This is a genomic window from Sphingomonas sp. TREG-RG-20F-R18-01, assembly GCF_022662475.1.
Lineage (GTDB): Bacteria > Pseudomonadota > Alphaproteobacteria > Sphingomonadales > Sphingomonadaceae > Sphingomonas.
On record NZ_JAKNQQ010000002.1, the window covers coordinates 319193 to 331825 of the forward strand.

Annotated in this window: 14 protein-coding genes; all 14 read right to left on the minus strand. The window is 67.0% G+C overall.

Going from position 1 to position 12633, the window contains the following annotated elements; genetic code table 11:
* Positions 1-7 precede the first annotated feature (7 nt).
* Positions 8-1387 (minus strand): glycosyltransferase, encoded by a 1380-nt coding sequence (locus L8K25_RS07000; RefSeq protein WP_242138177.1) that lies wholly within the window; start codon positions 1385-1387, stop codon positions 8-10.
* Positions 1387-2292, minus strand: coding sequence for a flagellar motor protein MotB (locus L8K25_RS07005; protein ID WP_242138178.1), 906 nt, complete (start codon positions 2290-2292; stop codon positions 1387-1389). The genes L8K25_RS07000 and L8K25_RS07005 overlap by 1 nt, the downstream gene beginning before the upstream one ends.
* A 282-nt stretch (positions 2293-2574) precedes the next feature.
* A complete protein-coding gene (motA, locus tag L8K25_RS07010) occupies positions 2575-3438 on the minus strand; it encodes a flagellar motor stator protein MotA (RefSeq protein ID WP_242138179.1) in 864 nt (287 codons plus the stop codon).
* A gap of 290 nt (positions 3439-3728) precedes the next feature.
* Complete coding sequence (flgL, locus tag L8K25_RS07015; protein ID WP_242138180.1) at positions 3729-4643, minus strand: flagellar hook-associated protein FlgL; 915 nt, start codon at positions 4641-4643, stop codon at positions 3729-3731.
* A gap of 19 nt (positions 4644-4662) precedes the next feature.
* A complete protein-coding gene (gene flgK, locus L8K25_RS07020) occupies positions 4663-6003 on the minus strand; it encodes a flagellar hook-associated protein FlgK (protein WP_242138181.1) in 1341 nt (446 codons plus the stop codon).
* The gene (locus L8K25_RS07025) at positions 6000-6365 is read right to left on the minus strand and encodes a rod-binding protein (RefSeq protein ID WP_242138182.1); all 366 of its coding nucleotides are present in this window, start codon (positions 6363-6365) and stop codon (positions 6000-6002) included. The genes flgK and L8K25_RS07025 overlap by 4 nt, the downstream gene beginning before the upstream one ends.
* A complete protein-coding gene (locus tag L8K25_RS07030) occupies positions 6362-7456 on the minus strand; it encodes a flagellar basal body P-ring protein FlgI (RefSeq protein WP_242138183.1) in 1095 nt (364 codons plus the stop codon). Before L8K25_RS07030 ends, L8K25_RS07025 begins: the two co-directional genes overlap by 4 nt.
* Entirely contained in the window at positions 7456-8133 is a 678-nt protein-coding gene (locus L8K25_RS07035; RefSeq protein WP_242138184.1) for a flagellar basal body L-ring protein FlgH, read from the minus strand. The genes L8K25_RS07030 and L8K25_RS07035 overlap by 1 nt, the downstream gene beginning before the upstream one ends.
* An 11-nt stretch (positions 8134-8144) precedes the next feature.
* Positions 8145-8933: a flagellar basal-body rod protein FlgG gene (gene flgG / locus L8K25_RS07040; RefSeq protein WP_242138185.1), complete on the minus strand. Its 789-nt coding sequence runs from the start codon at positions 8931-8933 to the stop codon at positions 8145-8147.
* A gap of 11 nt (positions 8934-8944) precedes the next feature.
* The gene (gene flgF, locus L8K25_RS07045; RefSeq protein WP_242138186.1) at positions 8945-9688 is read right to left on the minus strand and encodes a flagellar basal-body rod protein FlgF; all 744 of its coding nucleotides are present in this window, start codon (positions 9686-9688) and stop codon (positions 8945-8947) included.
* Positions 9689-9711: 23 nt separating this feature from the next.
* A complete protein-coding gene (locus L8K25_RS07050) occupies positions 9712-10959 on the minus strand; it encodes a flagellar hook protein FlgE (protein ID WP_242138187.1) in 1248 nt (415 codons plus the stop codon).
* Between the two features lie 37 nt (positions 10960-10996).
* The gene (locus tag L8K25_RS07055) at positions 10997-11683 is read right to left on the minus strand and encodes a flagellar hook capping FlgD N-terminal domain-containing protein (protein WP_242138188.1); all 687 of its coding nucleotides are present in this window, start codon (positions 11681-11683) and stop codon (positions 10997-10999) included.
* 2 nt (positions 11684-11685) lie between these two features.
* Complete coding sequence (flgC, locus tag L8K25_RS07060) at positions 11686-12096, minus strand: flagellar basal body rod protein FlgC (protein ID WP_242138189.1); 411 nt, start codon at positions 12094-12096, stop codon at positions 11686-11688.
* A 3-nt stretch (positions 12097-12099) separates the two neighbouring features.
* The gene (gene flgB / locus L8K25_RS07065; RefSeq protein ID WP_242138190.1) at positions 12100-12456 is read right to left on the minus strand and encodes a flagellar basal body rod protein FlgB; all 357 of its coding nucleotides are present in this window, start codon (positions 12454-12456) and stop codon (positions 12100-12102) included.
* Positions 12457-12633: the final 177 nt, after the last annotated feature.

Genomic DNA, 12633 nt, shown 5'->3' on the forward strand with positions numbered 1-12633 from the left:
CTCCAAACTAGGGGTTCGGCGGCTGCTTCTCAACCGTCTGGCGGTCGATTGCCCAGCATAAGGCGAGCAGGAGGAAGGGGGTCGCGCATTCGCGGTGGCGTTCGCCGAATTCGAACCACACGCCGAACAGCACCCATTGCAGGACGCACGCCGCGATCAACAGCAGCAGGGCGAGCGGCAAACGGCCCTGGCGGATCGCCGTGGCGCCAAGCAGCGCGATCTGCGCCAGCTGCGCGACCGGCCACAACAGCGCGGCCAGCGCGCGCGGGATCGACGGGTGCATCGCCTCGAGCCGAACCACCCCGAACACCCCGATCCCCGTCGCGCGGACCAATTTGGTCGCGGTCAGCCGGAGGAAGGCGGCGGGATGGTGTTCGATCCACTCGAGCGCGATCGCCTTGATCCGCGCATTGTAGGTCAGTTCGGGCAAGCCCTTGAGCGCGGGCGGCGGGGGCTCCCAATTGCCGGTGGCGGCAGGATTGTTGCCGATCCACAGGCTTGCCCCGCTCGCGCTCGTCAAGGGCACGAAGGTGTGGAACAGCGTCCAGTTGCGGACCCACCAGGGCAGCAGCACGACGACCGCGACCATCGCGCCGCGCAAGCCGAACAGCACCATTGGTCCCCATCCGCTCCGGGCCAGCAGCACGATGCCGAACAGGGCGGCAAGCGGCGCCTCGCCGGGCTGGGTCAGCGCGAGCAACCCCGCCGGCACGCCGAGCGCGACCGCACCGCGCCAGCCCGCACGCGGCGTCAGCCACGCCAGCGCAAGCAGCACGATGAGGAGCGCGCACAGCGACTCCTTCTGCGCGAGCGGTGCCGAGAACAGCACCGACGGCCACACCACATACAGCCACGCCGCCCGCCGCCCCGCCGGGGCATCGCCGAGCCGCGCGCCCAGTTTCGCGATCGACGCGGCGGTCGCAAGATCGGTCAGCGTGCCCAGCGCGAGCAGCGACGCGGTCGAGAAGCCGAGTACCGCGCTCCATGCCGCGAGCACGACCGGATAGGCCGGCGGGAACAGCGCGCGCCAGTCGGATCCGAAATAGGGTTCGTACAGGACCAGCCCGCGCCCGGCGAGAAGGCCCTGCGCCAGGACCCGGTAGGATTGCGGGTCGCCGGGCGATACACGCCCCGCGCCGATCCACGCGGCGCCGACGCGCAACGCCAGCATGACGGCGCACAGAAGGACGAGCCCGCTCGCGCCGGGCCGCTCGCGCAACCGCGCGATCCCGACCGTGGCGAGCGCACCCCATACCGCGATCACCGCGAAGCTTCCGCCGGTCAGCCCCCAGCGTGCCGCGAGATCGGGGAGCGTCGACAGGCCATAGAGCGCCAGCACCGTGAACAGCGCGGCGGTCGCAAGCCGCAGGGCGCGGGTCTCGCGCATCACTCGCCGAAGGCGGTGGCGCGGTACAGCAGCGTGATTGCGACGCGACGGTTGCGCGGGTCGGTCGGGTTGGTCGGGATGATCGGCTCGCGGTCCGCCACGCCCTCGATCCGGTTGAAGCGATTCTCGGGCGTGCCCCCGGCGGCGAGGCGTCGCCGCGTCGCTTCGGCCCGCGCACTCGAGAGCATCCAGTTGTTCATCGCGAGCGGATCGCCGTAGCCGAGGCTATCGGTATGGCCGCGGATCATGATCGGGTTGGCGGTGCCCCTGATCGACTGCGCGATCAGCCCGAGCAGGGCTGACGCGCGCGGTTCGAGCTGGGTCGTGCCGAGGTCGAACATCGAATAATCGGCATCGTCGAGCAGGTCGATCCGCAACCCGTTCTGCGTGCGGACGAAGCGAACGTGCGACGACAGTTTCACCAATTGCGGGTTGGACGCCATCGATGACAGAACCTGCCGGCGCATCTTCTCGAAATTCTTGCGATCCTCGACCGACATCGCGGTACGGTCCTTGAGCGTGCCTTTCTGGCCCGAGCCGACCTGCATCCCGCCGGTCGCGTCGATCGGCACGGTCATCGCGCGGGTGCCGGTCTGCGACGCCTTGTGCTGGTAATTGTCCTTGTCGGTGATCGACGAGCCGCCGAACAGCCCCATCGAGCCGGCGCTGTTCTGCTTGAGCTGGACGAGCGTCGGCGAGAAATAGTCGGCGAGCGCCTTGCGCTGCTTCTCGTTGGTCGCGCCGAGCAGCCACATCAGCAGGAAGAACGCCATCATCGCGGTGACGAAATCGGCATAGGCGACCTTCCACGCGCCGCCGTGATGCCCGCCGTGGCCCTCGATATAGATCTTCTTGTAGATGATCTTGGGAGGCTGGTTGGTCCCATGCGGCGCGCGCGCGGCCATCAGCGGCGGTTCCCGAGCACGACCGGATCACACAGCATCGCCACCGCGCGAAGCGCAGAGACGGCATCGGCGTAGGCACTTCCCCGGGGAGGCGTTGAACCGAGTAAGTTTGGCTCGCACAAAGCCACAAAGTCACGAAGAGAAGAGGGCGTCTCGTTCTCGCGTTGCCGCGCCTCGATCGGGCGACCGACCAATGCGGACCGCTTTGCGGCTTTGTGGCTTTGTGCGAGATTTCCTGCTTCGAAACGCATCCCGCCAACGGTTTGATGGTGAACCATCACGTCACCGCGCCCGCAGGCCGTCGAAGACTTCGGCGAAGCCCGGCTGGTTCGAATGCGCGATGCCCGAGCGCGCCGCCTCGATCACCAGCGGCTGCGGGTGGCCGTGGAGCGAGGCGATGATGATCTGCTTGACCACGTGATAGATCGCGCCATCCGCCTCGATCACCTGTTTGAGCCGGTTGGCCAGCGGCGCGACGATCCCGTACGCGAGCAGCACGCCCATGAACGTACCGACCAGCGCCGACCCGATCATCGCGCCGAGGATCGCGGGCGGCTTGTCGATCGAGCCCATCGTCTTGACCACGCCGAGCACGGCCGCGACGATGCCGAGCGCGGGCAGCGCGTCGGCGAGGCTCGAGATCGTCCCGTGCGGGCCCTCGACCTCGTGGTGGTGGGTCTTGATCATGTTGTCCATCACGTCCTCGACCGCATGGACGTCGAGCGTCCCCGACGAGACGACGACCAGCCGCAACGTGTCCGCGATCAGGTTGATGAGCGTATGATCCGACAGCAGCCGCGGATATTCGGCGAAGACCGCGGAGGACTTGGGATCCTCGACATGCGGCTCGAGCGCGATCGGCCCTTCGGTACGGAGCATCTTCATCAGCTTCGACACCAGGAAGATGACGTCGAGATAGTCCTGCTTCTTGTATTTCGGGCCCTTGAAGACCTTCATGAAGCCGCCGCCGAGCGCCTTCAGTTCCTTCATCGAATTGCCGATGATCAGCGCGCCGACCGCGGCGCCGCCGATGATGAGCATTTCGTGCGGAATCGCTTCCATCACCGGACCCAGCGCGCCGCCAGTGATGGCAAAGCCGCCGAAAATCATCACGAGGAGAACGACGAGGCCGATTGCGGGAAACATGAGTGGCGGTAAGCCCTTGTAAACGCTGCGTTGGACGATGCTGCAAGACGCTCGCGACCCGCATTGGCCGCTATGGTTACGGTCTAGGGGGATTCCGTAGCAAAACGGTTAACCAGCAGTGGGGCTGGCGTTAATTCTTGCGGTTCCCGGCGAAGCGCTACCTTGCGTCACCCCGGCGAAGGCCGGGGCCGCGCGGTTACCCGGGCGCGGCAGGACGGCTGGGCGCGGTATCGCCGGTTGTGCCCCCTGACATGGCGGCCCCGGCCTGCGCCGGGGTGACGGTGCTGGAATCAGCGCAGATAGGTGAACAGCGACAGGCTGCTCAGCTTGGTAAAGCTCGCCTGGGTCGCCGACAGGATCGTCATCTGCTTCTGCAATTCCGTAATCGCTGCGGACAGGTCGGTGTCCTCGAGCCCGGTACGATCGCTCTCGCGCGCTGTGGCCGCGTCGGTGGCCTGCGAGGACACGATGTCGAGTCGCGCGGCGCGGGCGCCGACCGATCCCTGCACGTTGTTGACCTGCGTCTGCGCGGCGCCGAGCCCGTCGATCGCGTCGGAAGAGGCTGTCGAAACGTCCCCGCCGGCGTCGAGTGCGGTGATGTAACTGGACAGGATGGCAAACACGTCGGTCTTGCCGCCCGCCTTGGTCTTGATGTTGCCGAACACGCGCTCCGCGCTGTCGGTCGCCGATACCGAGGTGCCGTCGCCGACCGGGATCGCGGGGAGCTCCCCGGTCCCGCCAAGCGACACCGTGCCATCGGCCGCCTGCGTGACCGCGGCGGTGCCGGTCGCAGCACCGAACAACGGCTGGCCGCGCGCGTCGCTGGTGTTGGCGAGGCTGACCAGATCGTCGAGGATGCTATTGAGCTCGGTCGCGATGGTCTTGCGATCGTCGTCGTTGAGCGTGCCGGTATTGGCGCGAATCGTCAGCTCCGACGCCCGCTGAAGCTGCGTGGACACGGCGGTCAGCGTCGAATCGGACTGTTCGAGCAGCGACTTTGCCAGGCTGATGTTGCTCGAATAGGCCGACTGGTCGGCATCCGCCTGCTTGATCGACGCGAGCCGGTTGTACGCGACCACGTCCTGCGACGGCGCGGTCAGTTTCTTGCCGGTCGCGATCTGCGTGTTGAGCGTGCTCGTCTGCGCGGACAGATTGGTCATCTGCGCCGAGGTGCGATCGAAAAACAGGCTGGTGCCGATTTGCATGGCGGGTTCCGTCCGGGGCCTAGTGGAGGTCGAGGATCGACTGGAGCGTGTCCTTGGCGACCTGGATCACCCGGCTGGACGCTTGATAGGCCTGCTGGAAGCGCAGCAGGTCGACCGCTTCGGTATCGAGATTGACGCCCGACACCGCGTCACGCGCCGACAGCGCGTTGGTGCGGATCGCGCCCTGCGCATCGGCGACCTGCTTGCGCGCGGCGAGCGCGGCGGCATTGCCCGAGACGAGCGCGGTCGTGTTCGATTCGAAAGCGCCGCTGGTGCGCAGCGTATCGAGCTTGCCGAGATTGCTGTTGTCGCGCGGTCCCGCGCCGACTGCCGCCGCGGCGACGCCACGCGGGTCGGTCAGCGCTACGGTAATGTCGGTCGGGCTGGTCCCGGTCGCGAACAGCGCGGTGCCGGCTTTCGAATCGAGATCCGCGCCGCCCTGCTGCACCGCGTTGACGCCGTCGGTGAACGACGTCGCGATCGCGTCGAGCTTGATCCGCGCATCCGATATCCGCTGCGCGCCTTCGACCACGCCCGCCAGCGCGCCGCCGGACGGGGTGACGCTCGCCTGCGAACGCTGCAGCGAAAAGGCGATGACGCCGTCGGTGCCGCGCGCGAATTGCAGCGTCTCGGCCTGGTTGCCCGAAACGAACGACGGACCGCCCGCGTTGCCGAGCTTGACCGCGGCGCGGCCGTAGGAATCGATCGACACCGACACGTCGCTGATCGCGCTCATCTGATCGAGGATCGAATCGCGCTGGTCGGCCAGCTGCGCCGCGCCGACGGAGCCGGGCTTGACCCGCGACAGCCCGTCGTTGACCTTCGCGAGCGAGGCGCCAAGCCCGTTGATCGTGGAGACCGCATTGGCGGCGGTCGTGTCGACGTTGCTGTCGAGCTGGTCGAGTGCCTTGCCGGTGGCGCTGAACGATCCGGCGACCGCCGTCGCCTGTTCGAGCAGCGCGGCGCGCGGTGTCGTCGCGGTCGGATCGGCGGCGACCGCCTTGCTCGCGTTGAAGAAGCTGGTCAGCCGGTCGCCGAGCTGGTTGCCGGTCAGCGCGGTCTCGATCTGCCCGAGCCAGGTGATGCTGGTGTCGCTGCGCGCGAGATCCGACTGCGACGTGCGCACGTCGGCATCGCGCAACGCATCGGCCGAGCGCGTGATGCCCGACGTCGTGACGCCGAACCCGCTGCCGTTCACCGTCGCCGAGTTCAGCCCGGTGGCGGGCGCGATCTCGGACAGGTCGGTGGTGCGCTTGGCGTAGCCCGGCGTCGACGCATTGGCGATATTGTCGGAAACGGTGGTCAGCGCGGTCTGATACGCTTTGACGCCACTCGCGCCGATGCTCAGCATGTCGCTCATGGCGTCTTGGCCTTGTCGGTCGCGGGTGCAGCCTGCAGCCCGGCCTGGACGCCCGCCTGCGACTTCGCGAGAAACGCGGTCATCGCCTTGCCGATGCCGAGCGGCGCGTGCGCGGCCATGGTCTGCGCGACCTGCGTGTCCTGCATTTCCTTGAACGTATCCATACCCTTGGACCCGAACAGATCGTCCTCGGCGAGATGCGTCGAGCGCATCGCCTTGACCATCATGCCGGTGAACACCGCCTCGAACTTCTTGCCGGCGGCATCGAGGTTGGCGCGGTTCGACAGCCGGCTGGTGTCGGTCGCGACACCACCGACCGCCGAAGGCGCGTTGACCGGGGGAAGGGCAGGGACGTCACTCACAATACGATCAACTCCGCTTTGAGCGATCCCGCTTCCTTGAGCGCCTCGAGGATCGCGACCAGGTCGGCGGGCGACGCGCCGATCGCATTGATCGCCTTGACCACGTCGGACAGTTTGGGACCGGGCGCGATCAGGAACATCGGGTGCTTTTCCTCGTCGACCGCGATGCCCGACTTCTGCGCCTTGGTCGTCTGGCCCTGGCTGAACGGCGCGGGCTGGCTGACGCGTTCGTTCTCGTCGATCCGCACGGTCAGCTTGCCGTGGGTGATCGCGGCGGTGCTGACGCGGACCGCCGAGTTGATCACGACGGTGCCGGTGCGCGCGTTGACGATCACCTTGGCGGGCGGCTCGGCCGAGACGACGGTGAGGTTCTCGATCTCGCTCATCAAGGTCGCGCGGACGTCCCCGCCGATCGGCGCGCGGACCGAGACCGACACGGCGTCGACCGCCTGCGCCACGCCGGTGCCGAAGCGCGCGTTGATCGAACCCGCGACGTTCTGCGCGGTCGTGAAATCGGCGCGCGCCAAGTTGAAGGTCAGCGCGGGCGTGTTCTCGAACCCGGTCTTGACCGCACGCTCGACCGTCGCGCCTTCGGGAATGCGGCCGGTCGAAGGGATGTTGATGACGATCTGCGACCCGTCCTTGCCCTCGGCACCGAGGCCGCCGACCGCGAGATTGCCCTGCGCCATCGCATAGATCTGGTTGTCGGCACCGAGCAGCGGCGTCAGGATCAGCGCACCGCCACGAAGCGACTTGGCCTTGCCCATCGAGGCGATGGTGATGTCGAGCTTCTGCCCGGGCTTGGCAAAGGGGGGCAGTTCAGCGGTGATCATCACCACCGCCGCGTTCTTGAGCCCGGGATTGACGTTGGCGGGCAATTGCAGCCCGAAGCGCGAGGTCACCGCCTTCATCGACTGGATGGTATATTCGAGATTGTCGTCGCCGGTGCCGGGCAGCCCGACGACCACGCCATAGCCCGTCAGCTGGTTGGTACGGATCCCCTGGAACCCGCCGAGATCCTTGATCCGGTCGGCCGAGGCGGGGGCCGCGACGACGAGCGCGAGGAGCGTGGCGAGCAGCAGACGCAGCATCAGAACGGACTCACGACGGAGAAGAAGCGGCCGAGCCAGCCCTGACGGCTCGCCCGCGCGACGTCGCCCTTGCCGGTATAGGCGATTTGCGCATCGGCGACCCGGGTCGACGGGACGCGATTGTCGGCGTCGATGTCGGCGGTGCGGATCAGCCCCTTGATCTGGACGAACTCGTCGCCGCGATTGAGCGTGACCCGCTTCTGGCCCTGCACCAGCATCGTGCCGTTGGGCAGGACGCGGCTGACCGTGACGCTGATCTCGCCCGACAGCGTGTTCGACTGGTCGGCGGCACCGCCGCCCTTGAAGTTGCGGTTGCCGCTGGTCGCGATGTCGGTCCCCTGGAACAGCGCGAGCCGCCCGGTGGTCGGCGGGGTGAACGCCAGGCTGCCCGACGAATCGAGCTTGGAGTTCGCCGACTTGGACGCCGCGGTGCGCTCGACCAGCACGATCGTCAGCGGATCGCCGACGCGGCGGGCGCGGGTCCCTTCATACAGGGCCGCATAACCGTCGCCGACCTGGAAGATCGATCCCGTCGCGGCCGCCGGCGCCAGCGCCGGTTCGGGCATCGCCGCCGAGAAATCGACCGGCGGCGTCTTCTTGCCGAGCAGGCGCGACTCGGCCGCGCTGGGCAAAAACAACGCAAATCCGACGATCAGCTGGATGGCGAACGGCTTCATGACTCTAGCCATCAGATATTTTGATTAACATATTTGAGCATTTCGTCGGTCGCGGTGATCATTTTTGAATTCACCTCATACGCGCGCTGGGTTTCGATCATGTCGACCAGCTCCTCGACGACGTTGACGTTCGATCCCTCGAGCTGCCCCTGGCGGATATTGCCGCGTCCGTCCTGCCCGGCGATGCCGAGGTTGGCGGCACCGCTCGCCGCGGTCTCGGTCAGGTAATTGTCGCCCTTGCTCAGCAACCCGGCCGAATTGGGGAAGCTCGCGACCTGAATCTGGCCGAGCTCGCTCGGGGTGGTCTGGCCGGGGATCGTCGCCGAGACGGTGCCGTCGGTGCCGATCGTGATCGCGGTCGCGCCCTGCGGCACGGTGATGCCCGGCTGGACCTGATAGCCCTCGCTGGTGATCATCAGACCCTCGGGCGAGCGCGAGAAATTGCCCGCGCGGGTGTAACCGAGCGTGCCGCCCGGCATCTGCACCTGAAAGTACCCGTCACCGTCGAGCGCGAGGTCGAGGCTGTTGTTGGTCGACTGGAAAGACCCCTGCGTGTCGATCCGCGCGGTGCCCTGGATCTTGACGCCGGTGCCGAGGTTGAGCCCGGTCGCGTACTTCGTCTCGGACGTGCTCGGCGCGCCCGGCGCGGTCACCGTCTGGTACGCCAGCGTCTCGAACGCGGCGCGGTCCTTCTTGTACGCGGTCGTGTTGACGTTCGCGAGGTTGTTCGAGATGACTCGCATGCGCATGTCCTGGGCATCAAGCCCGGTCCGCGCGATATGCATGGCTGCACTGCCCATCGTCTATTCCTTCAGCTCGGCAGCCGCATCACAGATGCAGCGCTTTCGTCCATGTCCTTGGCCGACTTCATCATGTTGGCCGAAACTTCGTAGCTGCGCTGGTTCTCGATCATGTCGACCAGCGCCTGGGTCATGTTGACGTTCGATCCCTCGAGCGCGCCGCTCTCGACCTTGGCGTCCAGATCCTGCGGCAGCGTGCCGCCGCCCTTGACGTAGAGCAGGTTGTCGAGCCCCTTGACCGTCTTGGTGCCGGTCGGGTTGGCCAGCTTGAGCTGGTCGATCACCTGCGGGTTCTTGGCGTCGCCGCCCTGCGGGACGATCGACACGGTGCCGTCCGCCGAGATCGCGATGCTTTGCGCCGGCGGCACGGTGATCGGGCCGCCCGACCCCATCACCGGGAAGCCGTCGCCGGTCTGGAGCACGCCCGAGGGCGCGACCTGCAGATCGCCGCGCCGGGTGTAGGCCTCGCTCCCGTCGGGCGACTGGACCGCGAGCCAGCTGTCGCCGGTGATCGCGACGTCGAGCGAACGGCCGGTCTGCTGGATCGCGCCGGAGCTGCGGTCCGCGTCGAGCACGTCGCCAGAGGTCGGCTCGCGCGATTCGAGCGGCGAGCCCTTGAGCGACAGCCGGTCGAACACGACGCGATCGGCGCGAAAGCCGGTCGTCGAGGCGTTCGCCATGTTGTTGGCGATCGCGGCCTGTGACGCGAGATGCGCCTTGAGCCCCGTCGCCGCCGTGTAGACCAGCTTGTCCATGCTGCGCTCCGGTTCTGCCTAGATCAGTTGCGGATGTTGAAGATGGTCTGCGAAATCTGGCCGTTGATATCGAGCGCCTTGGCATTCGCCTGGAAGTTGCGCTGCGCGGCGATCAGATCGACCAGTTCCTCGGTGATATCGACGTTCGAGCCCTCGAGCGTGCCCGCGCTGAGCGACCCGAAGCCGTTCTCGTTCGCCGAGCCGAGCGCGGCCGACCCCGAAATGCCGGTCGCCGACCAATAGCTGTTGCCGGTCTGGCGCAAGCCCGTCGGGTTGGCGAAGTTGGCGAGCGCGACCTTGCCGAGTGCGACCGTGTCGCCGTTCGAATAATTGGCCGAGACGATCCCCTGCTTGTCGACCGACACGCCGGCGAGCTCGCCGACCGAGGCACCGTCCGCCGTCTTGGCGTTGACCGAGAAGGGGCTCGACTGTTGCGTCGATCCCGTCAGGTCGAGCTTGATCGTCTGCGCGACGCCGCCGGTGGTCGGATTGAACGAGTCATAGGTCACCGACGACGGGGTCGAGGACAGGTTGCCGGACGCATCGAACGTCACCGGCGTTCCCGCATTCGATCCGCCGACCTTGAGTTCCTGGTCGCCGACATAGCTGTGGACGGACCATGAATCGGCACCGGTATGGACATAATAGCTGGTGAGCGTGCTCGCCTTGCCCGCCGAATCGTAGATCGTCGTCGCGGTCGAGCTGTTGTAGCTGGATGCGTTGGTGGGCGAGAAGGGCGCGGACGGGGTCGACGCCGCGGCGTACAGGTTGATCTTCAGCGCGACGTTGGCGGTGGCCGCGGGCGTGCCGTTGGTCTCGGGCAGGTTGAGCGCGATCAGGCCGTCGGTGCCGCTGGCGGTGGTGTTGCCCTTCGCGTCGACCGGATAGCCGAGCAGCGCCGACCCTTGCGCGTCGACGATGTTGTGCGTCGCCGGATCGACCTGGAACGCGCCGTTGCGGGTGTAGGCGGTCGCGGTGTTCACGCCGCTGGTCTTGACCGCGAAGAAGCCGTCACCGGTGATCGCGAGGTCGAGCGACGAGCCGGTCGTCTTGAGGTTGCCCTCCCCGAACTGCTGGCGGTTCGACTTCACCACCGCGCCCGAGCCGACCAGCTTGGTCGGATCGGTCGCGATGCTCGAGGCGATGACGTCGGCGAAATCGGTGCGGCTCTTCTTGAAGCCGTTGGTCGAGACGTTGGCGAGGTTGTGCGAGACGGTCGAGAGTTCGGTCTGCGCGGCCTGCAGGCCGCTGAGCGAGGTATAGAAGGACATCGGGTTGCTCCTGTGAATCGATTAGACGGGAAGGGGATCAGCCGACCTGGCGGACGGCGCTGGCGGCGACTTGCCCGATGCCGGGCAGGGTGAGCATCGGCTCGCCCGACGCGGGCAGCGAAACCGCGGCGACCGGCGCCCAGACGAGATTGCGCGACGTGACGCTGGCCCCGCCGTTCGCCGCATTGACCGAGACGGTGAACGGGCCGGTTCCCGCCTCCGCGCCGTCCGCGGTCTTGCCGTCCCAGTCGTAGGTCGCGGTGCCGGCCTTCTGCGCGCCGAGCGACAGCGTGTTGAGCGTCTGCCCGTTGGCGTCCTTGATCGACACGGTGACGTCGGTCGCATCCTTGTCGAGCTCGACCGCGCCGGCGAGGCCGCCCGCCGAACGGCCGTAGGCGGTCGACCCTTCGGTCAGCACGGTCTTGCCGACATAGGCGAGCGCGTCGCTGGGCGTCGTCGCGCCGAGCTTGTCCTGGATCGCCTTCAGGGTGGTGCCCATGTCGGCGATCCCCGACGTGCTCGAGATCTGCGCGAGCTGCGCGACCATCTGCGTGTTGTCGACCGGCGAGAACGGGTCCTGGTTGTTGAGCTGCGCGGTCATCAGCTTGAGGAAATCGCCGGTGCCGAGCGACGAGGAGGACGACGTCTTGGCGGCATTCGCCGCGGCGGTGCTGCTGGCATTGATGCCGAGGCTGGTGAGCGTGGAGTCGAAAGTGGAGGCCATGATCAGCGTCCCAGTTTGAGGGTATCGAGGATGAGCGACTTCGCGGTCTGCATGACCTCGACGTTGTTCTGGTAGCTCCGCGAGGTCTCCATCATGTCGACCAGCTCGCGGGTTTCATCGACGCCCGACTGCCAGATGTTGCCATCCTTGTCGGCGAGCGGATGCGACGGATCGTAGACCTTGGTCGGGCCTTCGCCCGCGGTGACGATGCTCTCGACGTTGACCGTCGCGAGACCGGAGGCCTTGTCATATTGCGTGCGGAAGACCGGCTTGATCGTCTTGTAGGCGGTCTCCGCGCTGCTCGTGACCGCGCCCGCATTGGCAAGGTTCGACGCGGTGGTGTTCATCCGCACGAGCTGCGCGGACATCGCGCGCCCGGCGACCTGAAAGATGGAAAGCGGTTGTTCGGCCATCTGTTATTCGCCCTTCAGAGCACGGGTGATCTGGCCGATCCGCCCGTTGAGGAAGGAGAGCGTCGTCTGGTAGGCGACGGCATTCTCGGCGAAGGCGGTCTGCTCGGTCGACAGTTCGACCGTGTTGCCGTCCAGCGAGGGCTGCGACGCGGTACGGTAGCGCATGGCGCCGGCGATGCTGGCGCTGCCGCCGGTGTCGACCGCATTCTCGGCGGTCGCCAGCGCGGTATTGAAATCAATGTCCTGCGCCTTGAACCCGGGAGTCGAAGCGTTCGCGATATTGGACGCAAGGACACCCATGCGCTGCGAGCGCACCTCGAGTGCCGCCCCATGTACCCCGAACAGTCCTTCGCTGGGCATCGCCCGTCTCCAGCGCATGATTGCGCAGCCAGGTCTCAGCAAGGGGCGTGCCAAATGCGCATGGGAGCCGGGCGGCAAGCGAAGCACTGGCAAAGCGGCAATGGCTTGCCGGATGGCGGCAAGCCGGTTGCCGCCCCCTGCCGTCGCGTCGGCAAAAGCGAGGCCTCTGCGAAACCA

Bases quoted from the DNA above. Each gene is read 5' to 3' on its own strand.
- L8K25_RS07000 (WP_242138177.1), bottom strand. From the start codon at position 1,387: ATGCGCGAGACCCGCGCCCTGCGGCTTGCGACCGCCGCGCTGTTCACG.
- L8K25_RS07005 (WP_242138178.1), bottom strand. From the start codon at position 2,292: ATGGCCGCGCGCGCGCCGCATGGGACCAACCAGCCTCCCAAGATCATC.
- motA (WP_242138179.1), bottom strand. From the start codon at position 3,438: ATGTTTCCCGCAATCGGCCTCGTCGTTCTCCTCGTGATGATTTTCGGC.
- flgL (WP_242138180.1), bottom strand. From the start codon at position 4,643: ATGCAAATCGGCACCAGCCTGTTTTTCGATCGCACCTCGGCGCAGATG.
- flgK (WP_242138181.1), bottom strand. From the start codon at position 6,003: ATGAGCGACATGCTGAGCATCGGCGCGAGTGGCGTCAAAGCGTATCAG.
- L8K25_RS07030 (WP_242138183.1), bottom strand. From the start codon at position 7,456: ATGCTGCGTCTGCTGCTCGCCACGCTCCTCGCGCTCGTCGTCGCGGCC.
- L8K25_RS07035 (WP_242138184.1), bottom strand. From the start codon at position 8,133: ATGAAGCCGTTCGCCATCCAGCTGATCGTCGGATTTGCGTTGTTTTTG.
- flgG (WP_242138185.1), bottom strand. From the start codon at position 8,933: ATGGGCAGTGCAGCCATGCATATCGCGCGGACCGGGCTTGATGCCCAG.
- flgF (WP_242138186.1), bottom strand. From the start codon at position 9,688: ATGGACAAGCTGGTCTACACGGCGGCGACGGGGCTCAAGGCGCATCTC.
- L8K25_RS07050 (WP_242138187.1), bottom strand. From the start codon at position 10,959: ATGTCCTTCTATACCTCGCTCAGCGGCCTGCAGGCCGCGCAGACCGAA.
- L8K25_RS07055 (WP_242138188.1), bottom strand. From the start codon at position 11,683: ATGGCCTCCACTTTCGACTCCACGCTCACCAGCCTCGGCATCAATGCC.
- flgC (WP_242138189.1), bottom strand. From the start codon at position 12,096: ATGGCCGAACAACCGCTTTCCATCTTTCAGGTCGCCGGGCGCGCGATG.
- flgB (WP_242138190.1), bottom strand. From the start codon at position 12,456: ATGCCCAGCGAAGGACTGTTCGGGGTACATGGGGCGGCACTCGAGGTG.